This is a genomic window from Thermodesulfobium acidiphilum (assembly GCF_003057965.1).
GTDB classification, from domain to species: Bacteria; Thermodesulfobiota; Thermodesulfobiia; order Thermodesulfobiales; family Thermodesulfobiaceae; genus Thermodesulfobium; species Thermodesulfobium acidiphilum.
This window is the reverse complement of the sequence record NZ_CP020921.1, coordinates 805266-829755: the sequence shown is the minus strand read 5'-3', so window position 1 is coordinate 829755 and position 24490 is coordinate 805266. Positions and strand designations below refer to the sequence as shown.

Annotated in this window: 23 protein-coding genes; 9 read left to right on the top strand and 14 right to left on the bottom strand. The window is 29.5% G+C overall.

From position 1 onward, the window contains the following. Window positions 1-3 precede the first annotated feature (3 nt). Genes TDSAC_RS04265 through pgeF form a run of 7 tightly spaced genes read left to right on the top strand, consistent with a single transcriptional unit; the run spans window position 4 to window position 9689 of the window. A complete protein-coding gene (locus TDSAC_RS04265; RefSeq protein WP_321165948.1) occupies window positions 4-3183 on the top strand; it encodes an AAA family ATPase in 3180 nt (1059 codons plus the stop codon). Next, window positions 3162-4019: a polyprenyl synthetase family protein gene (locus tag TDSAC_RS04260; protein WP_108309036.1), complete on the top strand. Its 858-nt coding sequence runs from the start codon at window positions 3162-3164 to the stop codon at window positions 4017-4019. Before TDSAC_RS04265 ends, TDSAC_RS04260 begins: the two co-directional genes overlap by 22 nt. Continuing rightward, a complete protein-coding gene (locus TDSAC_RS04255) occupies window positions 4012-4452 on the top strand; it encodes a divergent PAP2 family protein (protein ID WP_108309035.1) in 441 nt (146 codons plus the stop codon). The genes TDSAC_RS04260 and TDSAC_RS04255 overlap by 8 nt, the downstream gene beginning before the upstream one ends. Before the next feature lie 38 nt (window positions 4453-4490). Then, window positions 4491-6392, top strand: a complete 1902-nt coding sequence (gene dxs / locus TDSAC_RS04250) for a 1-deoxy-D-xylulose-5-phosphate synthase (RefSeq protein ID WP_199919922.1) — start codon at window positions 4491-4493, stop codon at window positions 6390-6392. A 17-nt stretch (window positions 6393-6409) separates the two neighbouring features. Beyond that, entirely contained in the window at window positions 6410-7207 is a 798-nt protein-coding gene (locus tag TDSAC_RS04245) for an NAD(+)/NADH kinase (RefSeq protein ID WP_199919921.1), read from the top strand. Between the two features lie 32 nt (window positions 7208-7239). Beyond that, a complete protein-coding gene (locus TDSAC_RS04240) occupies window positions 7240-8925 on the top strand; it encodes an AAA family ATPase (protein ID WP_108309032.1) in 1686 nt (561 codons plus the stop codon). Continuing rightward, on the top strand, window positions 8922-9689 hold the full coding sequence (pgeF, locus tag TDSAC_RS04235; RefSeq protein ID WP_108309031.1) for a peptidoglycan editing factor PgeF: 768 nt from the start codon (window positions 8922-8924) through the stop codon (window positions 9687-9689). Before TDSAC_RS04240 ends, pgeF begins: the two co-directional genes overlap by 4 nt. 6 nt (window positions 9690-9695) lie before the next feature. On the opposite strand, the gene TDSAC_RS04230 is transcribed toward pgeF, so the two are convergent. The 7 genes from TDSAC_RS04230 to def are packed head-to-tail and all read right to left on the bottom strand — an operon-like array spanning window position 9696 to window position 17618. Further along, window positions 9696-10961 carry a homoserine dehydrogenase gene (locus TDSAC_RS04230; protein WP_108309030.1) on the bottom strand — a complete coding sequence of 422 codons (1266 nt, stop codon included), beginning with the start codon at window positions 10959-10961 and terminating at the stop codon, window positions 9696-9698. A gap of 19 nt (window positions 10962-10980) precedes the next feature. After that, on the bottom strand, window positions 10981-12639 hold the full coding sequence (locus TDSAC_RS04225; RefSeq protein WP_199919920.1) for an NAD+ synthase: 1659 nt from the start codon (window positions 12637-12639) through the stop codon (window positions 10981-10983). Window positions 12640-12691: 52 nt separating this feature from the next. After that, a complete protein-coding gene (gene ribD, locus TDSAC_RS04220; protein WP_108309028.1) occupies window positions 12692-13810 on the bottom strand; it encodes a bifunctional diaminohydroxyphosphoribosylaminopyrimidine deaminase/5-amino-6-(5-phosphoribosylamino)uracil reductase RibD in 1119 nt (372 codons plus the stop codon). A gap of 41 nt (window positions 13811-13851) precedes the next feature. After that, a complete protein-coding gene (rlmN, locus tag TDSAC_RS04215; RefSeq protein ID WP_108309027.1) occupies window positions 13852-14913 on the bottom strand; it encodes a dual-specificity RNA methyltransferase RlmN in 1062 nt (353 codons plus the stop codon). Continuing rightward, window positions 14906-16168 (bottom strand): RsmB family protein, encoded by a 1263-nt coding sequence (locus tag TDSAC_RS04210; RefSeq protein WP_108309026.1) that lies wholly within the window; start codon window positions 16166-16168, stop codon window positions 14906-14908. Before TDSAC_RS04210 ends, rlmN begins: the two co-directional genes overlap by 8 nt. 3 nt (window positions 16169-16171) lie before the next feature. After that, window positions 16172-17089 carry a methionyl-tRNA formyltransferase gene (gene fmt, locus TDSAC_RS04205; protein ID WP_199919919.1) on the bottom strand — a complete coding sequence of 306 codons (918 nt, stop codon included), beginning with the start codon at window positions 17087-17089 and terminating at the stop codon, window positions 16172-16174. 31 nt (window positions 17090-17120) lie between these two features. Next, window positions 17121-17618 (bottom strand): peptide deformylase, encoded by a 498-nt coding sequence (def, locus tag TDSAC_RS04200; RefSeq protein WP_199919918.1) that lies wholly within the window; start codon window positions 17616-17618, stop codon window positions 17121-17123. Between the two features lie 178 nt (window positions 17619-17796). On the opposite strand from def, the gene TDSAC_RS04195 reads away from it, so the two are divergent. Next, window positions 17797-18345: a DUF996 domain-containing protein gene (locus tag TDSAC_RS04195; protein WP_108309023.1), complete on the top strand. Its 549-nt coding sequence runs from the start codon at window positions 17797-17799 to the stop codon at window positions 18343-18345. Window positions 18346-18514: 169 nt separating this feature from the next. Continuing rightward, complete coding sequence (locus tag TDSAC_RS04190) at window positions 18515-20014, top strand: MFS transporter (protein ID WP_199919917.1); 1500 nt, start codon at window positions 18515-18517, stop codon at window positions 20012-20014. 54 nt (window positions 20015-20068) lie between these two features. Here TDSAC_RS04190 and TDSAC_RS04185 read toward each other — a convergent pair whose 3' ends face one another. From TDSAC_RS04185 to TDSAC_RS04160, 7 genes are all read right to left on the bottom strand, one after another. After that, a complete protein-coding gene (locus TDSAC_RS04185; protein ID WP_108309021.1) occupies window positions 20069-21724 on the bottom strand; it encodes a formate--tetrahydrofolate ligase in 1656 nt (551 codons plus the stop codon). 159 nt (window positions 21725-21883) lie between these two features. Then, a complete protein-coding gene (locus TDSAC_RS04180; protein ID WP_108309020.1) occupies window positions 21884-22456 on the bottom strand; it encodes a hypothetical protein in 573 nt (190 codons plus the stop codon). Window positions 22457-22617: 161 nt separating this feature from the next. Beyond that, the gene (locus TDSAC_RS04175) at window positions 22618-22824 is read right to left on the bottom strand and encodes a hypothetical protein (RefSeq protein ID WP_108309019.1); all 207 of its coding nucleotides are present in this window, start codon (window positions 22822-22824) and stop codon (window positions 22618-22620) included. A gap of 279 nt (window positions 22825-23103) precedes the next feature. After that, window positions 23104-23253, bottom strand: coding sequence for an ATP-binding protein (locus tag TDSAC_RS09260; protein ID WP_422822124.1), 150 nt, complete (start codon window positions 23251-23253; stop codon window positions 23104-23106). Window positions 23254-23269: 16 nt separating this feature from the next. Next, window positions 23270-23449 carry an ATP-binding protein gene (locus TDSAC_RS09050; RefSeq protein ID WP_199919916.1) on the bottom strand — a complete coding sequence of 60 codons (180 nt, stop codon included), beginning with the start codon at window positions 23447-23449 and terminating at the stop codon, window positions 23270-23272. Window positions 23450-23586: 137 nt separating this feature from the next. Beyond that, window positions 23587-23829 (bottom strand): hypothetical protein, encoded by a 243-nt coding sequence (locus TDSAC_RS04165; protein ID WP_108309018.1) that lies wholly within the window; start codon window positions 23827-23829, stop codon window positions 23587-23589. Window positions 23830-23949: 120 nt separating this feature from the next. Beyond that, the gene (locus tag TDSAC_RS04160; protein ID WP_108309017.1) at window positions 23950-24360 is read right to left on the bottom strand and encodes a hotdog fold thioesterase; all 411 of its coding nucleotides are present in this window, start codon (window positions 24358-24360) and stop codon (window positions 23950-23952) included. Window positions 24361-24490: the final 130 nt, after the last annotated feature.

Here is a 24490-nt window from a genome sequence, read left to right as displayed (position 1 = left end):
AAAATTTATCTTCAAAATTTAAGAATATTCGGTTTTAAAAGCTTTTATAAAGAATTTATATTTGAATTTGACAAAAAATTAAATGTAATAATAGGCCCAAATGGTTCTGGTAAAAGCAATATTGGAGAAAGCATAAAATGGGTACTTGGTGGTAGAATCTCTTCAATCAGAGCAGATTCATCGATTGAGCTGTTGTTTTCAGGATACAAAAATTTTAAACCTGTAAATTATTGTGAAGTTGAAATAAACTTTTTAAATGAATTAGAAAAAAACAATACTGAGCTAAACATAAAAAGATACATGTCAAGAGGCGGAATTAATAGCTACTATATAAACAATGTAGAAGTCCAAAAAAAACAAATGACAGAAATACTTAGACCATTTGGTCTTGGTTCAACTCTTTTTCTAATTATAGATCAAGGTACAGTTGACAAAATTTTAAACTTAAATTCTGATCAACTTTGTCAGATATTTTTAGAATCTTTAGGATATGGAAACTATAAAGCAGAAAAAGCTGAATTAGAATCAAAAATTTTAGAAAAGGAAGAACAAATTGAAACATTCAATACAGAATTGAAAAAAAACAAATCAAAACTAGAAATTCTTTACAAAGATTTAAAGATATACAACATTTACATTGAAATTTCTAACAAAATCGATTTATTAAGAAAAGAGTTAGTACTTAGAGAATACGATGAATTAATAAAGAAAAGGTTAAATACTGAAAAAGAACAAATAGATATTAAGAGAGAGTATGCAAAATTATTAAGTTATAAAAAAGAAGTTGAAGATAAGTATTTAAAATTTAAAGAACTAAATAAAAATATTGAAAGTGAAATGAATGCAAAAAATTCTATTTTAGAAAGAATTAACGAAGAAATACATGAAAACGAAATTTCTCTGGAAAGATTAGATGGTCAGATTAAACTGCTTGAATCAAAACTCGATTTAACCATTAAAAATATCAATTCAAAAAAAGATAAAATAAAAACAATAAACTTAATTAATTCAGAAAACGTTCAAAAATTAAAAAATTTAAAAGACCTTTTACCAGATATGCTTAAAGAAAAAGAACCTAATGAAATTTTACAACTACTTAATATTTTCGAAAAAAATATTTCTGAAATTGAAAAAAATAACTCATTATTGAAAGAACTTGAGTCTAAAAAAATAACTCTCAATCACTTCACTAATGAACTAAGCCTTAATAACACTGCGTTAAAAGAGATATCAACTAAATTATGCGAAAAACAAAGGGAACTTTCAATTTTAGAAGAACAATTTAATAGTAATGTTATGAAACTAAAAAATATAAGTAAAACATTAGAAAAAGATCAAATATTTGAAGAAAAAAGATTAAACGAAAAAGCTGAACTTATTAATTATTTAACAACTAAAGTAAGTGGCATTTTAGGTTTTCTCGAAGATTTATATAATACAGAAGAAAGATATAATATTGCAGTAAGTGTAGCGCTAGGCGGTTTTAAAAGATCTTTAGTTTTGCAAAGCAAAAGCGAATTGAACAATCTGAAGAACGCTGCAATGAAAATAAATAAAAATTTAAACGTTTTCGTTCTAGATCTTGTACCAAATGTTTTCCATCATACTATTCAAGAAGAAATCTTAAAAAAATATAATTCAAAACGACTAATTGAACTAATTAATTTTGATAGTAAATTAACAAAACTCTTTTATAATCTTATTGGTAATACTCTCTTATTAAATTCTTTTGAAGAGGCAATAAATTTAAGAAATAACGAATCGTTTTGGAAGTTTAGACTAGTAACTTTGGATGGAGAAATTTTTTCAACAAATGGTCAAATACAACTTTTAGAAAAAAATATTAAAAAACCAGCAAACTTAATTGAATATAAAGAATTAAAAATTTCAACAGAAGGATTAAACTTAAAACTTCAAAAATTAAAGGAAAATATCCAAAAGTTAGTTCTTGAACAAAATTCACTTAATGCTCAAATAAATATTATCTTACGAGAAAAAGAAAGATTAGAAAAAGAAATCAAGTCATTAGAAATTACGATATCTAACTTAAATAGTACTAAAACATCCTTTTCTCAATTAGATAAAGATTTATACGATTTAAGAGAAAATTTCCAAATAGTTTTTGAACTTAGTAAAATAAATGAAAGAATCTCAACTAATGAAAAGAAGATTACTACACTTAATGCAGAACTAGAGGACTTAGAAAATAAAGTAAAAGAAATAAATAAAGAAATATACACTTTAAAAGATGAATTTCAAAAGAAGAAAAAATCTAAAGAAGAATCTTTAAACCGTAAAATATTTTTTGAAAAAGAGATCAAACTCTTAAGAGAACAACAAATCAGATATCAGGAAACGAATTTTGTAGTAGAATCTAGTAGGTTAGCACAAAAGGAATCTGAACTTTTAAAAAAGGTTTTTGAAATTGATAATAAAATGCAATCATTAAATGTGAAAATAGAAGAGTTAATAAATAATAATGAATTTTTAAAAAATATTAACAATACAAATATAGAAATGTTTAAAAATAAAAACTATAAAGATTACTCAACAGAAGAGCTCCAAAGTACCTTTAGCACACTTTTAAAACAAAGAGATGAATTAGGACCAATAAATTTTAAAGTTAAAGAAAATTATGAACAGCTAAAAGAAGAAATTGCTGAACAGGAAACAAAAATAAAAAGTATTAAAGAAATTCTTAAAGAATCAAATTTAACTATAAAATCATTGGATAGCCATGTAAATAATGAACTTATCAATTCAGTGCAAAAAATAAATGAAAAATTGGGATCTTACTTTAAAGAGATCTTCAATGGAAATGCCTCATTAGTATCTACCAAAAATCCCATAACAAATGGCATATTTTTGGAGATAAAAATACCCGGAAGAAAGTTTTTAAACATGAACATGTTGTCCGGTGGAGAAAGAGCAATGATTTCAATTTTACTTTATGTGTCTCTGATGGAAAATAATCAAACACCTTTTTGTTATTTTGATGAAGTAGATGCATCATTAGATGAAGCAAACCTTGCAAGGTTTGTAAACTTGTTAAATATTTTAAAAGAAAAAAAACAGTTAATCGTAGTTACTCATCAACGAATTACAATGGAAGCAGCTGACAATTTGATTGGTATTTCAAAAAATATGGAGGGAGAAATAAGCTGTATTACAACGAAAAGATAGAAAAAATCTTTCAAAAACAGATCGATTTTATTGACAATGTTATAAGCAATTTTTTAGCAAAGTTAGAAGAAATTCCCGATAAAACTAAAGAATTAATAAAATATAGCATCCTGAGTGGCGGTAAAAGAATAAGGCCTATTTTTCTGATCAACGTTATACCAAAATTAAATTACGATAATGTGCTCGGTCTTAAAGAAAGTATTTTAGCCATAGAGTTGATGCATTGTGCTTCTCTTATACATGATGACCTTCCAGCTATAGATAATGATGACTTCAGACGAGGCAAATTAACATTACATAAGAAATACGGAGAAGGCCTTGCTTTATTAACAGGAGATGCACTCCAAATAATGCCATTTAATATACTTTCAAATATAGAAAATAGTGATTTAGCAATCAAACTAATTAGGATCTTATCTGACAAAGCTGGAGTTAAAGGTATGATTGGAGGACAAATTTTAGATATATCAAATATAGAAAACTTTGAACAAATTTATAATATAATGGCTCTAAAAACAGGAGCTTTATTTGAAGCAAGCTTTATGATGGGCGGCGTTATTGGGCAATTAGAAGACAAACAAATAATAAATCTTGAAGAGATAGGAAAAAATATTGGTTTGCTCTTTCAAATATTTGACGATGAGAAAGATAAGGATAGCGGAGAAAAAGCAAATATATTTAAATATGCCAGTCAAGAAACTATAAATAGATTAAAAACTCAGCTTATTAATTCTATAATATTAAAGATGAAAGAAAACTTTGATGTTGAGTTTTTTAAAAGGTACAAGTGGCTATTAATTAATAAATTAGGTTTTAATGGAGAATTATTTGAATGAATTTCTAGCAAATAAATTAATATGGATACCATTCACAGCAAGCCTTATAGCTCAGATTTTAAAGATGTTTTATTATTGGAGGAAAAATCATAAAATCAATTTAAGACACCTCACTGAAGCTGGTGGCATGCCGTCTTCTCACAGCGCACTTGTTAGTTCATTGGCTACCGTAATAGGCATCAAAGAGGGTTTAAATAGTTCATTATTTGCTGTCACTATAATCTTTGCCTTTATTGTAATGTACGATGCCGCTGGTGTAAGACAGGCAGCTGGAAAACAAGCAAAAGTTTTAAATAAAATAATAAATGAACTTAGTCACAAATATTACTTTAGAGAAGAGCATCTTAGAGAACTTATTGGGCACACCCCTGTTGAAGTAATTGCTGGTTGTTTTTTGGGGATACTTGTTAGTTTGATACTTATGAAATATTAAAAAGTTATTTGTCAGCGATGAAAGGAGATTGCATTCCTATGGAAATTCTAAATAATTTAAAAGATCCAAAAGATGTTTCAAAATTAAACATAGATGAAAAGTTGAAATTAGCAAAGGAAATTAGAAAAACGATAATCAAGACTGTTAGCAAAAATGGTGGACATTTGTCTTCAAATTTAGGAGTTGTCGAATTAACAATAGCGCTTTTGTCCAAATTGGATTTATCAAAAGATTTTGTTATATTTGATGTCGGACACCAAATATACCCTTACAAATTATTGACAAATAGATTTGATAAATTCTCAACATTGAGACAATTCAACGGTATAAGCGGTTTTCCTAAAAGAGAAGAAAGTCCCTATGACTTTTTTGGAACAGGACATGCTGGAACTTCAATATCTGCTGCGTTAGGTGCTTGCATTGGAAAAGGGCTATTAAACAAAGAAGGCAGAGTGGTAGCTATTATTGGTGATGGTGCTATGACTTGTGGAATGGCTCTTGAGGCTTTCAATTATCTTGGGCATACAAAATCTGATTTAACAGTGATACTAAATCACAATGAAATGTCGATCTCACCAAATGTGGGAGCGCTAGCAAGAACTTTATTAGAACTTAGAACCCATCCTTTTTACAAAAATTTCAAATTAACAATAGAAACTCTTAGCAATAGATTACCAAACGGAAAAACATTTTTAGACTTTGCATTAAGATTTAGAGATGCTTTCAAAGAAGTTCTTATTGGAAAATGTTTCTTTGAAGAACTCGGCATAAATTATTATGGACCAATAGATGGTCATAATATAAAACTTCTAGAATATACCATAGAAAGAACTCTTAATCATCCTGGTCCAAAAGTATTACATGTAGTAACCAAAAAGGGTTATGGATACAAGAAATCTGAAGAGAATCCTACTTTTTATCACAGCGCACCTAAATTTGAAATTTCTACTGGCAAATCCATTAGTAAGGATATATCCTTTACTAAAATATTTTCCGAAGAAATTGTAGAAATTGCCAAAAATGATAAAAACGTTGTTGCTATAACGGCTGCAATGCCAGACGGTACTGGTCTTACAAAATTTGCAAATGAATTTCCAGAGAGATTTTTTGATGTTGGAATTGCAGAACAACATGCAGTAACCTTTGCTGCAGGTTTATCCACTCAAGGATTAAAACCTGTTGTTGCAATTTATTCTACTTTTCTACAGAGAGCCTACGATCAGGTAATTCATGACGTAGCTTTACAAAATTTGCCAGTAGTATTTGTATTAGACAGATCTGGATTGTGTGGACCAGATGGACCAACTCATCATGGTGCCTTCGATATATCTTTTTTACTGCCAATACCAAATTTACATATATTCGTTCCATCTGATGAAATTGATCTAAAGAATATGTTAAGGCATTCTATAGATCTCAATAAGCCAGCAGTAATCAGATACCCAAAGGGAAAAATTATTGGAAAAAGAAACAGCGCATCAATAGATTTTGAAGAACCAGAATCAATTAACAAAGGAAATAAAATTGCTGTCCTATCAATAGGGCCTATCTGTTGGAGATGTCTTGATATGATAGAAAAGAACAATCTAACAAAAGAAGTGAGCATATTTGCATTCAAAAAAATAAAGCCCTGGACTGAAAAAACTGTAAAATTTTTCAGAGAAATATTGGAAACACATCAAAAGGTTATTACTGTTGAAGAAAATTCCGCTATAGGTGGATTTGGTTCATATTGTTTGTCTGTAGCATCAAAATTGGGGCTAGCAGATAAGTTTTTAGATGTTTTAGGTTTCCCTGATTATTTTATGCCACATGGAGATAATGAATCTATATTAAAACAAATTGGGCTTGATGAGGAAAATATTTTAAAATATATAGACAGTTTTTTAAATCCAGAAAAAACAACCAAGAAATTAGAAAATATAGCAAAAAAATTCTAATCCAGGATGGAAAAGTTTTGGCAAATTATAATTTTTTAATTAAAGTAAATCCAAAAAAACAATATAATTTAGATTTTCTATATCAGTTAGGTAAAAAATATAATTTTTTTTCTATTGATAAAGAAACAAATTTAATTACAAATTTCCCAATTAAAGAAGAGGCTGATGCAATAATTACTTTTGGTGGGGATGGAACGTTATTAAGATTGATTCATGAAATTAATCTTGGAAAAAAAATACCCATTTATGCTTTAGACCTTGGGAGACTTGGTTTCTTATCTACTGGATCTATCGACGAATTAGAAGAGTTTCTCGAAAATTTTCCTTCTGTTTACTCAGAAAAGGTAAATCTTTTAGAGATAATGACTTTAGATAAAATTAAATATGCGCTTAATGAAATAATTTTTTCAAGATCTGATCCATTAATGGTCCCATGGCTAATTAAAATTGATAACATAACCTTCAAAATTTTTTCAGATGGAGTTATAGTTTCATCCTCAATTGGTTCCACTGCTTATTCTTATTCGGCAGGAGGTCCAATAGTAGAACACTTTTTCGATTGTATGATCATTACTCCAATTTCACCTAGAGATCCTCGTTGTAAATCTATGGTTATTGAAAAAAAACCTATAGAGATAGAGTTTGATCCTAGATATGATACACTTTATTATAGTGTAGACGGACAATGCATAACTCCCTTAAAAGGCATTGAAAAATCTATAATAACACCTTCTTCAAAGTATATTACCCTTTTATTTAATAAAAAGCCATCGTTTTTCAAAAAACTTAAAGAAAAGCTTACATGGGGAACGTGATCTTAAACATATATAAGTTCGAGGTATAGTTTATGCAAAATGAAATATTAGATCTAAATTTTACTTCAGGAATAATTAAAAGATTGATAATTGATAACACTATAATAATTGACAACATTAAAATTAAGTTTAGCCGAAAAATAAGTGCATTAACTGGAGAAACAGGTGCAGGGAAATCTTTGATAACTGGAGCAATAGCCTCTTTGTTGGGAGAAAAAATTGTATTTATACCCAAAAAAAATGACAGTCCTTCAACTATAGTCTTAGAAATTACAGGATTTTATAAAAATGAGTCAGATGAAATAAAACAAAAAGATATTAAAATAACAAAAATTACAAACCAAAATGGTAAGAGTACCTTTTATGTTAATGATAAAGTGTCAAATCTAAAAACAATTAAATCCATTCTTGAATTTGTTGAATTAACGGGTCAACATTCAAATCAGTCGGTTCTCAAAAAGTCTTATCAAAATGAAATATTTGATTCCTTTTCAGATACTACTTTGTTGAGAAAGTTATATGAAAAATCTTTTGAAAACTATAAAACTTTATCAAAAAAACTTTCAAAAATAAATTCAAATTTAGATGAACTAAAAAATAGAAAAGAGGTTTTACAAGATCTTTTAAAAATAATTGAAAAGGAAAATTTTTATCCTGGAGAAATTGCCGAGTTAATACAAGAAAAAAATAGTCTTGAAGAATATGAATTAATAAACGAAGGACTCCAAAAGATCTTGGAAATCATTTCGTATCCATCAAGCTTTTCTGACTATATGTCTTCAGTATTAATTGAGATAAAGAAACTATCAAAATATGAAGAAATTGATGATTTATTAAATTCTTTTACAAATTTCAAATCCTCATATGAAAATTTTTGCGAACAAGTAGAGGCAAGAATTCAAAAGATGCCAGACTTTACAAACAGACTTACATATATACATGATAGGCTATCTTCAGCAGAGAAAATTAGAAGAATCTTAAGACTTCAAGAAATATCACAAATAGAAGAGGCAAGAAATAATATTGAATCAGAAATAAATAAAATTTTAGATTTAGAAAGAGAGAAGGAATTATTAGAAATCAAACTAGAAAATTCTAAAAAAGAAATCCTAAAATTATCAAGTGAACTTAGTGAGAAAAGATTTAAAAATATTGAAATTTTCTCACACATGGTTGAAAATCAATTAAAAGACCTTGATATTCCTAATGCAAAATTTATGGCAATTTTTATCGAACCCTCAAGCGAAATAAAGATAAATGACAAGTTTTTTTCAAAATATGGTGCAGAAGAAATTGAATTTTACTTTAGTGCAAACCCAGAAATACCTCTTGAAACGCTCAACAAAGTAGCTTCAGGAGGTGAGCTTTCAAGGATTGTGATCGCTCTTGAATTATTAAAAAACGAAAAGGATAAAAATTTTAAAGCCTTTATCTTTGACGAAATAGATGTTGGTATAGGTGGTTTTGCTGCTGTTAAATTGAGAGAAAAGTTAATAGAATTGTCAAAATTCAATCAAATATTTATAATTACACATCAAGCAAATGTTGCAGCATGTGCAGATTTACATTATAAAATTATAAAAGAGCAAAAAAATAATATTACTCGAGTAATAGTAAAAGAATTACATAAAGACGACAGACTCGAAGAACTTTCAAGAATGCTATCTGGAAATGTTAGCGAATATGGTCTAAAACACGCAAAGGAGCTTTTAAAATGAGTGAAAAACTAAATTATCCTTTTTTTTTCAATTCTCAATCAATAATACAGGATGAAAGATTTTTACACCTGGGAATAAAGCATGGCTTTTCAACTAGATTAAACGGAGTAAGCAAAAAGCCATACGATAGTTTGAACTTATCTTTTCAAACAGGTGATCTGCCTGAAAATGTTATCAAAAATCGCAAAATATTTAGTTCTCAAACACAGGTTGAAACAAGTTGGTGTGAGGCAGAGCAAATTCACTCGTTCAATGTTGTACAAGTTTCTAGTGCAGGAATTATAAAAAAAGCAGATGGTTTAATAACTTCAAAAAGTAATTTGCCACTCTTTATAAGAACAGCCGACTGCTATCCTGTTCTCATCACAGAAAAGAGGAAAAGTTTTATCGCAGTACTTCACATTGGTTGGAGAGGTTTATATAAAGGCATAATAGAATCTTTTTTTGACATAATAAAATTTGGAAGAATTAAACCTAAAAATCTTATTGTCTCGATCGGACCAGGAATATCGTGGAAACATCTTGAAGTTGATAAAGATATTGCAGAATCATTTGAAGCCCATGAAGATCTCTCCTTCCACGTAAAAAAATATCAAGAAAAGTATTTTATCGATATAGCAGGTGGAATTGAACATATATTTAGAAAATATGACGTTTTTGATATTTGTTCTTTAAAACTTTGTACCTACGAAAGAGATGACCTTTTCTTTTCATATCGCAGAGATAAAGTTACCGGAAGACAAGGAGTAATAATATCTTTTTAACAATACTCAATCTTCATATACCCTAAGTGTAGAAGCTATTTGTTTTACGCTATCTACTAATTTCAGATCTTCTATAGATTTATAAAAATTTTGTTCGTTGCATTGGTGTACAATGAATACTAATTCAGCATATCCTTTATTACTTGTCTTTTGAACCATACTCTTTATACTTACATCATTATCCGCTAGAACTTTAGCAATTTTCGCAAGCACTCCAGGATTATCCTTGACAATAGCTCTTAAATAAAACCTAGAAAACAATTCATCCAATTTCAATATCGTAGCTTTTGACTTAATATTACCTGAAAGTCTGTGTGTATGAGAATTTTTTATATGCCAGCCGATATCCATAATATCGCTTGCAACAGCAGAAGCTGTAGGATTTCCACCTGCTCCCTGGCCGTAAAACATTACTGATCCTACAAAGTCTCCTTTTACTAAAATAGAGTTCATGTTATTATTAACAGAAGCTAAAGGATGTGAAAAAGGAAGCAGCATTGGATACACCCTTATATCATATTTATTATCTTTAACACATGATCTTGCAATGAGTTTAATTTTATATCCAAGATCCCGTGCATATAAAACGTCTTTAAGACTAATTTTGTTTATGCCCTCTGATGAAAGTTCCTTGATATCTACCAGAACACCAAAAGATACAGACGATAAAATAGCAATTTTATAAAGCGCATCCATACCAGATAGATCAGACTCTGGATTTGCTTCAGCATAACCCTTTTCTTGAGCCTCCTTTAAGGCGCTTTCAAACTCCAGGCCTTCATCTAATTTTGTTAATATATAATTAGTAGTGCCATTTAAAATACCCATAATTTCTTTTATCCTATTTGCAGCTAAGCATACCTTTAATGGTCTAACAATTGGAATTCCGCCTCCAACAGCAGCTTCAAAATATATAGGGACTCTTTTTTTATCTGCAAGAGCAAATATAACATCTGGATACTTTGCCAGCACTTCTTTGTTTGCTGTAACAACTGGAATATCGTTTTCCAGGGATTTGATGATATATTCAAGTGCAGGATTTACAGAGCCTATTAGTTCCACTATTATATCTGGCCTCAAAGACAATATTTCTTCAAAAGAAGATGCTAAATATACCCCTTTTTCTAAATGTTTAGTTTTATCTCTAACAAGAGCACCTACTATTTCAAAATTTTCCCCAATTTTTTGATAAATTAGATCTTGATTATTTCTAATAATGTTTAAGACACTTGTTCCTACATTCCCTAATCCCAAGATAGCTATTTTAATCACTTAAAAGCCTCCTTAAATTTTATAAATCATCTAATTTAGGTTTCATTGCTATTGGATATCTCCTGCCATAACCAAAAGCTTTTCCTGTAACCTTTAAAGTAGGAGGAGCCTGTCTTCTTTTATACTCATTCTTAACAATCATCGAAACTACTTCTCTCACAGTATTTCGATCAAAACCATAAGAAACAATTTCATTTATTGATTTAGCTTCTTCAATAAATAATTTCAAAATTTTATCCAGGATTTCATAAGGAGGCAATTTCTCTTGATCATATTGCCCAGGTCTAAGTTCAGCAGATGGTTTTTTTGTGAAAACTCTTTCAGGTATAACTTTTTTCTTGGAATTTAACCATTTTGCAATTTTGTAAACATCTTCTTTGTATACATCTGAAATTACAGCCAAACCACCTGTTAAATCGCCATATAACGTCGTATAACCTACAGCCATTTCAGACTTATTCCCAGTACTCAACAAAATTTTTCCGAATTTATTTGAAACAGCCATTAGTAAGTTTCCCCTTATTCGTGCTTGAAGGTTCTCTTCTGTAACGTCTTTATCGTAACCCCTAAAAATATCTGCTAAAGATTCATCATAAGATTTCATTAATGGCTCTATTGGAATTATAACAGACTTAATATTTAGATTTTTAGAAAGCTCTAAGGCATCTTCTAAACTTTCTTTTGAGTTATAAGGAGAATTCATTATGAGACCCATTACATTTTCATTGCCAAAAGCATCGCATGCTATACAAGCAGTCAATGAAGAATCAATTCCGCCACTAAGTCCCAATACTGCTCCGTTAAAATGCGTCTTCTTCCCATACTCCTTTAAACCAAATACCAAAGCCTTATACATTAGTTCAGTCACATCAAAATTATCATCAAAAGATTTATTTTCAAAACTTAACATGTCAGTATCTATATATGAAATATTCTCTTCAAAAAATGATGCTAAAAACTTTAGTTGACCTGTACTCGTCATAAAAAAACTCGCACCATCAAAAATTAATTCATCATTTGCTCCAACACAATTTACATAGAGCAAGTCAAATTCAAATTCTTTAGCAATATTTGAAAAAATTTCTTTTCTTTGATTAAACTTCATATAGTGATATGGTGATGCAGATATATTAATTGCTAAATCAATTTTCTGTTTATCTTTATTTCTACATAATACATCTTTAATAGGATTTTTGCCGTATAGACATCCACCCTCTCCCAAACCCCATAAATCTTCACAAATTGTTATAAGAATATTTTTATTTGCTATATTTATAAAAAATGGGCTATCTCCAGGTTCAAAGTATCTTGTTTCATCAAATACATCATAGTATGGTAACAAAATCTTCCTTGCACAACCTACAATCTTTTTATTTTTAGCCAAAATCCCTACATTATAAATTTTTCTGCCTATTTTATCGTTTTTTTGAATAGAACCAAAAAGGATTGGAATATCTTCAGTGAGATCAACGATTAGTTCGTTATATTCGAAAGCCCTTTTGCAAAAATTGTCCCTTTCTAATAAATCCTTAGGTGGATAACCCGTTATTACCATTTCAGGCAATACTACAAGATCAGCAGCAAATTCTATTCCCTTTTTATAGGTATTCTTTATTAATTTAAAATTGTATTCAAAATCTCCAATAGTAGGATTAACTTGACCAATAACTATCTTCAATATTTTCCTCCATTTTCAATACCTACTATTAACTCAAAACTTTTTTTCATAATTAATTATATTTTATAAGGGATGTTATCAGAATGTCATTGCCTATTTTCTTTGTCCTCAACGAATCCAGCACAACAGTATTCTGATCAATCTCAAATCCTACTCCTGAAAAAGGTGTAGGTGAATTTTTTCCACCCAAAATCTTTGGAGCAATGAAAAAGTTTAATTCGTCAATCAATCTATTTTTCAACATATGACAGGCAAGGGTGCCTCCTCCTTCAAGTAAAATTTTTATAAGGTTTTTTTTAAACAATTCTTTCATTAGTTCGATATAAAAACTTTTTTCTTCTATTTCAAGTATTTCTACACCCTGACTTTCTATTTGATCTGTAACCTTATTTCTAAAACCTTTTTGGATCACAAGAATTGTATTGCCCTCATTAGGGGTATTAAAAACCAATAAATCTTTTGGAAGTGCAGCCTTTGGGTCTATTATTATTCTATTAATCTTCTTTTGTACTCCCTTCAGTCTTATATTTAAAAGTGGATCATCGAAGATTGCAGTCCTATAACCAATTATAATTGCATCACATTCAGCCCGAAGCTCATGAACATATTTTCTTGATTTAACAGAAGATATATATTTACTTTTAAAATTATGGTCTGCAGTTTTACCGTCTAAAGTCATGGCACACTTATATATCAACCATGGCATTGATTTTTCCATTGCCTTAAAAAAGTGTCTATTAATAAACCTGGCTTCTTTTTCTAAGATACCTGTATAGACTTCTATGCCAGCATATTTTAGTATTTCAACGGATTTTCCGTTCATTTTAGGATTCGGGTCAAGCGTGGCTATAAACACTCTTTTTATCCCGGAAGAAATTATTTTTGAAGTACAAGATGGAGTTTTACCATAATGAAGACATGGTTCCAAAGTAACATATAAATCAGCACCACTAAAATCTATATCTTTAGGTTTTAAAGCATTTGCTTCAGCATGTAGTTCACCGTAAGCTCTGTGAAAGCCCTGCGAAATAATTTTTTTGTTCTTTACAACAACACAGCCCACCATCGGATTGGGAGATGTATAATATCTGCCATTTAATGCAAGATCTAAAGCCTTTTTCATAAAAGATTGATGCAAAATCATTTCATCGTTAAAGTCTTTTCCCGACATAATTGTACCTTCTACCCCCTTTTCTATTATCTAAAAATAGCTTACAGTTCATCGTCCAGACTACTACTTAACTCGGTCAAAAGAGCCAGCTGACCACAGGCCCCATTTATATCCTCTCCTTTAGAAAATCTTATAGTAGTCTTAATACCAAAATTATTAAGCATTTTCTCAAATAACTTTATCCTGTGAATATTTGTTTTTATTTTAACATCAGATAACGATTGATTATACTTTACAAGATTAACATGAGCATGAAGCCCTTTTAAAAGATCCTTTAACCTAATAATATCTTGATCGCTATCGTTTATTGACTCCATCAGAACATATTCAAAGGTTACTCGCCTTTTAGAGGCTAATGCATATTCCTCAGAGGCCTTAATAAGCTCATCTATATTAAAGGTTTTATTAATAGGTATAAGTTTAGATCTTAGTTCATTAGTAGTAGCATGTAATGATACAGCCAATTTTATTGGGAGGTTAACTGCTTTTAATTTTTTTATTCCATCTACAAATCCACTTGTAGAGATTACCACTCTTCTAGGACTAAAAGATTTGCCATTTTTGTCTGATAAAATTTTAATGGCCTTTATTACATTATCAAAATTTAGCATGGGTTCACCCATCCCCATAAAAACTAAATTGTCAATTTTTCCCATTTTAGACTTAACAAAACTTTCAACAGCTAAAACTTGAAGAACAATTTCTGATACCTTTAAGTTTCTTTTAAACCCAATTTTACCAGTCGAACACATCATACATCCAACTGGACAACCTATCTGAGAAGAAACACATACCGTGTTCCTGTTTCTGTGCTTAATAAAAACGGTTTCAATAAAATTGTCTTCGCCCAAATTAAACAAAAATTTTAAGCTATTATCTACAGATTCAACTAAATTCTGAATTTTTGGAAATGATAAATCAAAACTTGAATTCAACAGCTCCCTTAAATCCAAACTTAGATTTGACATTTGTTTAAAATCGTAAACATTATTTTTGTATATCCAGGAAAATACCTGTCTAGCTCTATATCTAGGAAAACCTAAATTTGTAAAAAAATTTTCAAGCTCATCAAAAGATAATTCAAAAAAATTATTTTTATTCATCTACTTTCTCCAAACAACAAATAAAAAAGGGTTCCAGAGAAAGTGCAACCCAGTCAATGTCTAACATCCCATTTTTAATAATTATATCCTGATTAATATACTTAGAAGACAAAACGCCCTCAAAAGTCTTAAAGTTTTTGTTTTTATGTAAAAATTTTTCAATTTGAATTTTACCTTCCATTTCAGTGAAGGTGCAAACTGAATAAACTAATTTTCCCTTTACTTTAATAAAGTCTTTGTAAAAATTTAAAATATCTTCCTGCTTTTTAGCTAGCAATTTTATGTCACTTTCTTTTAAGTGAAAAATAATATCAGGTTTACTACCAAGTGTAGAAAGGCCGCTGCAAGGGGCATCTATAAGAATTTTATCAGAAACGTCAAAAACTGTTTTTTCAGTGTATAAAGTTGGACTAATCAGTTTTAAGTTATATTTTTCACAGGTTTTTTTCAATGCACTAATTCTATTTTTTGAAATATCAACTGAAATAATCTTTTTAAGTCTGTTTAATTTATCTTTATAATCTTTTAGTATATATTCCAAAAACACACTTTTCCCCCCAGGTGAAGCGCCTACTTCTATAATTTTTTCACCAGGTTTTGGATTCAGAAGTAAAACAGACAACATTGAACTCTCAGAGATAACAATATAACTATCTTGAGGCAAAATTTCTAATACTTCAGAAAAAGATTCAGTATAATAATAATTTTTAAAAATCTTACCTGGATAAAGTTTTCCTGATAACGATTTTAATAAATCTAAAGTTTTTTCAGTCCTAGATAATATGAAAAAACCGGTTAATGGAGTTGATATAAAATTGCGAGTAAAACCGCTTATATCTAGTTTTGAATTGATTATTTGGTCGACTATGAAATTGGGAAGGCTAATATCGTTTTTAATTAAGCTTTTTTCATTTTCAAATTTTGTTAATGCTTTAAGAAATCTTTTTTCACTAAAATCTTTTTCTGGAAGTGTTTTGTATTGACTAAATACAACATATCTTTCTTTTCTAAGAAGTTTGAGTTCAACAAATACCATCATTAGTGCTATTATTTCACTTTTTGATAATTTTTCTTTGGAAAGTTTCTCAAATAATTTATATCCACTCTTTAAAACTAAATTAACTATTAATTTAAAGAAGGCCCTATCTCTACCACTTAAATTAACATATTTTGTAACTAGGTGTAGATAAGCACCTTGATAAATTATTCTTTTTAAAGTTTTGAATGCATAAAGTCTTGAATTTGTAATGCTCAAACTCTAAAGAAAATCTCCAATTTTCAATCTTAAACCGTTTAACAAATCTTTTCCTTTTATCCTCTTTTTCCCTGGAAATTGAACTTCTAATAGCAAAATAATTCCTTCACCAGTTCCAACCTTTAAAGCATCCCCTTCAATACCAACGATTTTAGACGGCTCCCCCACCCCCTCAATAGCAAAAGCCTTATAAACTAAAAGATCGCCTTTACTAATTTTTGTTCTAGCAATAGGATCTGGATTTGCTGCTAAAACCTTCCTTTCAATTTCGATTGCTTTTTCATTAAAAGAGAATATTACTTCATCAAATCTTAAAACTTCAGCATATGTTGCCTCTTCATTATTTTGAGGAATCTTTTTTAAATCACCTTTTTCAATATTGTCTAACACCTGAACAAGCAGGTCAGAGCCCTTTTTTGACAAAAAATCTAATAACTCCCCTGAACTCTTCTTTTCATGAATTTTAAATGAAATCTGATCGTATATATCCCCCGCATCCAGTTCTTTAATAACTTCATGTATTGTTACCCCAAAGATATCTTCGCCGTTTAAAATAGTCCTTGGCACTGGAGCTATACCTCTATATTTTGGCAATAAAGAGGGATGGAGATTAATCATCTTATATTTAAATAAATCTATTACTCTCGTTGGAATTATTTCTCCAAAAAAAGCTACTATTCCAATTTCAGGGTTTAATTCTTTAAAAAAATCTATAAATTCTTTATCTTTAGTTTTCCCACTGTAAAGGGGGATATAATTCTGCCTCGCAAATGCTTCCACTGGAGACGGTTTTAGAATCTTTTTTCTCCCAAAAAAAGAAGGTTTTTTCGTAACTATCCCTACAATTTGATGTTTTGAGCGTTTCAACCTTTCTAAAACGTTCACAGAATAAGTAGGTGTGCCAAAAAAAAATAAATCCAAAAAAAATTTTCCTCCCAAAAAACTTTAATAACTAATCCTTTCCAAGTTTTTCTTTTTCTTTTCTCGATCTTTCTTCAGCAGTCTCTAAGTATTTTGCCTTATCAATAAAGAGGTCGCCGTTAAGGTGGTCAAGTTCGTGTTGAATAACTCTAGCTTCATAACCCTCTTTGTTTAGAATTATTGTATCACCATATATATCCTGAGCCTGAACAATCACTTTAAAAGCTCTCTCTACAGGACCAAAAACCCCAGGGACAGATAAACATCCCTCAACATCAACTTCTGAACCTACTTTTTCAATTATTTCAGGATTCACAACTACCTGTAGTATATCATTAATCTTGTATATAAATAATCTGCTCAATTCTCCAACTTGAGGAGCAGCAAGACCTACACCATTATTTGAAACCATCAGATATTCCATCTCTTCAACCAAATTCTCAAGATTTTTATCGAATTGCAATACTGGAAAACTTCTTTTTCTTAAAAGTGAATTAGGATGCGTGATAATTTTTCTTTTGCAAATCAACTGAAAACTTCTCCTCTCAAGATATATAGTTTATTTTAACATATTAGTAAACATAAGAATAAGGATCAAAATATTGATTCAAAATATAGCTATTCTTGAATCTCTCCGAAAGGATTATCATATAAATTTTATAGTAAAATATACTTTATAACATTTTATAAATTTTTATGGAGTAGAAATGCTAAATTTCTCAAAAGAAAAAATACTTGGCGGATTAGGTTCTGGTTTAATTGCATTTGCTCTAATTCCCGGTATAGGTCATATATTTTTCATAATTGGTGTAATAATGTTTATGATATCAATATACAATATATCACGACTCCTAAAAGAAGGTGAAATTTACTCAAATATTATAAAATCTTTTTTAATAAGCATTATAGGAGTTACTATCTCTCTCTTTCTTGGTCTATATACCGTTTTATCAGTATTTTCTGAGCATTGGTATTTTGGAACAAATATTTTTTTAAGTCTTATAATTTTTTATTCATTTATAATTGCCTCTGCTGTTTTTTTTCGAAAGAGTTTAATTCTAATAGCTTTATTTACGGACACTGAACTTTTCAAAACATCAGGAGACGTAATGTTCTGGAGTGCAATATTAACAATTTTAGCTATAGGATTTATTGGAATGTTCATATCATGGATTCTATTATCTATCGCCTTTTTCACTATGCCTGACTCAATCAAAAATCCAAAAGTCAAAAATTCGCTATTTGATTTTGATTAAGATTATTAGTAAAACCAATTAAAATTTAATAATTAAAATATTATTAAAATAAATTATATTTTCTAATATGAAGTTAAATTAATTTTAATCTGATTATAATTCAAATTTCATACATTAAACATAGTTTAGTTTTAAAATAATCTAAACAAAACAAAAGGGGACAATGCTTATGACAAAAGAGATAGTGTTTCCTCATCCATATTTTTCTTCAAATCCAAAGTGGAAATGGTTTATCCTACTAACCGTTCTAATTGGTGCTACAATGTCTGCATTAGACGTAAGTATAGTAAACGTAGCTACTCCAACAATCGAAAACAGATTTGAAGTTCCAATGGCATTAGTTGAATGGGTCGTAATGGGTTATATGTTAACCTTAACGGTTTTTCTACCATTTTTTGGAAGACTTGCCGATATGTTCGGAAGAACCAAGATGTATAACATAGGATTTATCATATTCACAATAGGTTCAGCTCTTTGTGGAATTTCTCCAAATGCTTATTTTTTGATATTCTCTCGTGTACTTCAGGCAGTAGGTGCTGGGATGCTCCAGGCAAACTCAGTAGCGATCATTACACAGTCATTTCCAAAGAATGAATTAGGCAGAGCTATAGGAATACAGGGAGCAGTCCAAGCTATAGCAATGTCTATAGGTCCGTTTATCAGCGGTATACTTATCTCTCTTTTAAATTGGAGGCTGATATTTTACATTAATGTACCAATAGGAATTATTGGCACATTAATGGCACTATTTATCTTGCCAGCCAGCAAGCCCAGCTTAAAGAAGGACAACAAAATTGATTTTCTCGGGGTTATTTTGTGTGCTTTGGGATTAGGATCTCTTGTACTGGCAATAGATCAGGGGACTAAAATAGGTTGGACATCACCATTTATTATATTTTGCTTTTTAGCTTTCCTTATAATACTGCCTTTGTTTATATATAGGGAATTGAAAACTGCTAATCCTATGTTAGACTTAAGAATTTTTAAAAATTGGGATTTTTCTACTGGAAACATTACAGGCTTTTTATCATACTATGTGCTTTTTGCAGTTCTATTCTTGATGCCATTTTATCTTGAAGATATTATGCACTACGATGCAGAAATCGTAGGATCTATATTAACACCTATACCGCTTGCCATGGCTTTGATAGCTCCATTCGCAGGAGCCATATCAGATAAAATTGGATCGAGAATTATGACTACTATTGGAATGATGGTGTGTGTAGTAGCGACCTTTCTTTTATCTTTTTTAAATAATAATATTAATATTTATTTTTTAACATTTGTATTTGTAATACTTGGTTTAGGAATGGGCATTTTCACTCCACCCAACAACAGCGCAATAATGCTTTCGGCTCCAGAAGACAAGCTTGGCGTTGCCGGTGGAGTGTTAAACATGATGAGAGCACTGGGTCTTATATTCGGAGTAGACATATCAAGTATGATATTTACATCATTAAAACTAAATACTCTTGCACAACACGGGTATATTATTGAATCAAAAGCTCCGTTTACAATCTATAAGATAGCCTTTATGAAAGGTTTTTCAGTAACAATGATAAGTCTTTTGGTAGTATGCATAATAGCTGTAATAATATCATTTACTAAAAAGAGTATTAGAAGAACAGATTTAATAAAACAAAACTTTGAAAGTATAGATATGTTATAAAATTTTAACTTGCTATTTTAGCCAAATGAATCAAAATATTTAAAAACCTTAAGATTAATATATTCCTTGTATCTCGCCACTTTCAAATATATCGAATTTTACAGCCTGGGGTACTTTTGGAAGACCAGGCATAGTCATTATTTTACCAAGCACTGGAACGATAAAATTGGCTCCATGAGAAATTCTAACTTCTCTAACCATAATCTTAAAATCCTCTGGTCTACCAATTAACTTTGGATCAGCTGATAACGACAAAGGAGTTTTTGCCATACAAACAAAGGAATTATCCATCCCCACTAAAGAAACATCTTTAAGATCTGCCTCTGCTTCTTGAGAATATTCTACTAAACTTGCACCGTAAATAGTTTTGGCAATTCTTTCAATTTTCTCTTTTGGAGATTGTTCAAGCTTATATATAAATCTTGGAGTCCTCTCCTCCTCAACCTCAATAATTTTCTTAGCTAACTCTTCTCCTCCTTTACCACCTTGAGCCCAAACGTCTGAAAGAGCAAATCCAACTCCCATAGACTCAACAAAATCCTTCACGATTTTAATTTCTTCTTGTGTATCTTCACTAAACTTATTCAATGCAACAACGACTTTTAACCCAAATACTTGCATATTCTCAATATGTTTCTCTAAGTTTTGTAAACCTCTTATAAGATTTTTACTGCCATCTTCAATATAATCTACATTTAAGCCACCATGGTATTTTAGTGCTCTAGTAGTAGCTACTATCACCACTGCACATACTTTCAAATCTCCAAGCCTTGCAATAATATCTAAAAATTTTTCGCCACCAAGATCAGTAGCAAATCCCCCTTCTACTACAGCATAATCTGAAAATTTTAAAGCAAGTTTAATAGATAAAATAGAAGAAGTACCATGAGCTATATTTGCAAATGGCCCACCGTGCACAAAAGCGAGACTATTTTCAAGAGTTTGAACCAAATTTGGATTAATTGCTCTTTTTAGTATTACTGCCATGGCACCTTCAGCTTTTAGATTTCTGGCATAAATTGGCTTTTTGTCATATGAAAAACCAACTAAAATATCTCCTAATTTCTTTTTTAAATCGTTGATGTTTAATGAAAGACCAAATATAGCCATGATTTCAGAAGCTGCAGTAATATCAAAACCTGCTTCTCTAGGAAATCCATTAGCGCTTCCACCCAAACCAACAACTACACTTCTAAGAGACCTGTCATTCATATCTATAGCCCTTCTAAACCTAATCTTTCTAGAATCAATTCCTAACTCATTTCCATGAAAAATATGATTATCAATTAGAGATGCCAAAAGATTATTTGCATACTCTATAGCAGGAAAATCACCCGTAAAAAGAAGGTTTATATCGTCCATGGGCACAACCTGGGCATATCCTCCACCTGCAGCTCCCCCTTTGATTCCAAAAATTGGACCAAGTGATGGTTGTCTTATAGAAGCGACAGATTTATACCCTAATCTATTAAGAGCATCTATTAATCCAATAACTGTAGTAGTTTTACCCTCACCATATGGAGTAGGTGTAATTCCAGTAACAAATATAAGTTTTCCAAAATCTTTTTTAGACTCATACAGAAGTCTGTAATCTACTTTTGCTATATAATCACCATATGGCCTTAATGAATCTTCAGGTATTTCATATTTTTTTGCAATATCAAAAATTTTTTTTAATTTAGCGTTTTTTGAAATTTCATAGTCAGTCATATTCTGTCTCCTATTTCTGAAATATACTAGTTATATATTATTATTAAATTTTAACAAATATTTGTAATATTTAAAAAGTTTTTTACTATTAGAATATTTTATTGCTTTAAATAGTAATATTTTATAAAAAGGAAAATATTTATAAAAATGAATAGATTCTCAGAAAATAAGATCTTTAATAAATGGCATTTTTATACTTTTATCAGTATTAACGTTAATTTTTTTTATTTGTTCTAAAATATTTATTTTTTCATAATTTTTAAATTCATTTAATTTAATTGGAAAATTTTTACAAAAATTAAATAATTCAACCTTTAACCCAATTTTATAAATTATTAGCAGATAGGCTAATAGTCTAAACTCTTCATCAAAAGAAAAATAATTTTTTTCAAACCTGGAAAGACTTAAGTCCTTTTGCAACTTAAGATTTTCAGAACACTTAATTAAAAGTTTGTTTGCAAAATTTAATTTATCCCTACCAGCTTCGCTTAAGAAACCTATTAGATAACTATCTTTTTCATTTACAACTTGAAAATTGTACTTAAAAACGTGTTTTATAATTTTAGTTGAAAAGCATAATAAATTCTTTGGAAGATTTTGTTCTCTTTTTAAAATTTTATTTATATCATACTTTTCAAAAGAAAAAGTTTTGGCTAACTCAAACTTTTTTGAAATGCTAATAAGCTCTTTAACTGATTCTCTTAATTTTCTATTAATAGGTAAATTATTCATATATACATTATTCTATATATACATTATTCTCCTGAAAAAATATTCATAGTAATAGTTAAATTATGCAATTTACAGAAAAAAAAGACAAGCAACAATATATATTTTGTGCCTGTCTTTTTAAACTTTTAAATGATCAATTCAGCTCAATAAGAATACTAAACTTAAGATGCAAAGGGTATTACCATATATTCCTCTCCATCAGGTGAAAATGTGTTTAAGCAACAAACTTCAATAGAAGCATAATCACATTTGTAACCATTAGAACGTATTATATCCAATCCCTTTAACTTGGCCAAATCTTCATTTTGTGCATTCACAACCACACAGATATCAGGATTACACTTTAAACACACCATATAAAGATTCATCCTTCTCCCTCCTTTACCCTTTATTGATTTTATTATACAATAAATTTTACTTATATATAATATAAAAACTTCTTATATAAATATTCAGAATTGTCTACAAAATTTAAGCAAAGAGATATTTTAGAAATTATCTATTTGAAAAGGAAGCAAGAAAAATAAAATAGAAAACTTCACCTTACTAGTGTAAAAAACCTACAGAAGATATAGAAAGCGAATTTTTGTTAAAGTCAATTTAAATTCCCCACCTGTGGAGCTTTTATTTTCCCCAGTTTGTCTTACTTACTTTTTTATCAACTCCTTCATCATGTAGCTCTTACCAGTTATTTTAAAAAAATAGCAGTGTTGTATGATTCTATCTGCTATAGCAGATGCGAGAACTGCATCCCCAAATACATTTGCCCATTCCTCAAACGGTCTATTCGTGGTTATTATAATTGAGCCATTCTCATACCTTTTTCTTATTTATTTCAAAGAACTCATCTACTGCATTTGTATCTATCCTTTTAAACCCTATTTCGTCAATAATTAATAGATAAACATCAAGTAGCTCTTTTAAAGTGTTGTAATAAGTACCATCTTTTTTTGCAATTAAGAGTTTGTTTAAAAGATCGCTCGTGTGTATCATAATAACTTTTATTAATAGAGACAAAAAATCTATATAGCTTAAATTAGATTCAATTGCAATGGATAGATAGTTATATATGCCATAGAGATTTGCTCTTTTTAAAGATTTGTTAATAACTTCATTGCTGTATATATCTTTTATAGGTGTAAGATACCAGAGATAATTCTATGATAGCTATTAGGTTTTAAAGATTTTAATTTGAAGAAAAAATCTTTGACATCTTTACCAATTTCTCTCATATCTTCTTCGTATTCATATGGCCTTGATAAAAAGCGTTCCAGCTTTGGATTGTAAATTTTGTTTGTTATGAATTCACCTTGAGATAAAGATATCAAGTGGACCGCAACTTCTCTTAAGTGTTTATCATATATTCTTAGCAAAGAACCATTTTTTACCTCTTAACATAGGAGGTATTTTATATTTTATTGTGGGGAATTTAAAAGCTCCCTACCTGGGGAATTTATAGCACCATTAACAGATTTTAAATATATAAATAAAAATTATACTTCAAATTTCTCTTCTTTTATATACACCTGCCCAGTAAAAGAAGCAACAAACTTTTTATTTTCATCCTTATATACTTTAACATCATAAAGACCTAACTTTCTCGATCTGCCCGATTCAAAGCATTCAGCAATAAGTTCTTCTCCTAAAAAGGCTGGATTTAAGTAGTTTATATTTGCAGATATCCCTACAGCAATTTTGCCATGAGAGTTTGAAGCTAAGGCAAAAGCAAAATCTGCAAATGAAAATATAGCCCCTCCCTGACAGATCTTTACAGAATTTAACATATCTTCTCTTACAATCATAGAAATTCTTGAATATCCAGTTCTAACTTCAAGTATTTTAACATTAAGCCATACTGCAACCTTATCGTTGTCTCTCATAAATTTAACAATTCTCTCATCCACGATATTATCTCCTAAATTTAAAATTAGATAAAAAAATTAATTTTATAAATTAAGTTCACTATATTTTAACAAATCACGACACAATAACAAAACTAAAAACAATCAGTAGAAAATATTTTTATTAAAAAAA

Bases quoted from the DNA above. Each gene is read 5' to 3' on its own strand.
- dxs (WP_199919922.1), top strand. From the start codon at position 4,491: ATGGAAATTCTAAATAATTTAAAAGATCCAAAAGATGTTTCAAAATTA.
- TDSAC_RS04185 (WP_108309021.1), bottom strand. From the start codon at position 21,724: ATGACTGACTATGAAATTTCAAAAAACGCTAAATTAAAAAAAATTTTT.
- TDSAC_RS09050 (WP_199919916.1), bottom strand. From the start codon at position 23,449: ATGATACACACGAGCGATCTTTTAAACAAACTCTTAATTGCAAAAAAA.
- ribD (WP_108309028.1), bottom strand. From the start codon at position 13,810: ATGTCGGGAAAAGACTTTAACGATGAAATGATTTTGCATCAATCTTTT.
- TDSAC_RS04240 (WP_108309032.1), top strand. From the start codon at position 7,240: ATGCAAAATGAAATATTAGATCTAAATTTTACTTCAGGAATAATTAAA.
- TDSAC_RS04175 (WP_108309019.1), bottom strand. From the start codon at position 22,824: ATGAATCTTTATATGGTGTGTTTAAAGTGTAATCCTGATATCTGTGTG.
- pgeF (WP_108309031.1), top strand. From the start codon at position 8,922: ATGAGTGAAAAACTAAATTATCCTTTTTTTTTCAATTCTCAATCAATA.
- TDSAC_RS04180 (WP_108309020.1), bottom strand. From the start codon at position 22,456: ATGAATAATTTACCTATTAATAGAAAATTAAGAGAATCAGTTAAAGAG.
- TDSAC_RS04195 (WP_108309023.1), top strand. From the start codon at position 17,797: ATGCTAAATTTCTCAAAAGAAAAAATACTTGGCGGATTAGGTTCTGGT.
- rlmN (WP_108309027.1), bottom strand. From the start codon at position 14,913: ATGAATAAAAATAATTTTTTTGAATTATCTTTTGATGAGCTTGAAAAT.
- TDSAC_RS04190 (WP_199919917.1), top strand. From the start codon at position 18,515: ATGACAAAAGAGATAGTGTTTCCTCATCCATATTTTTCTTCAAATCCA.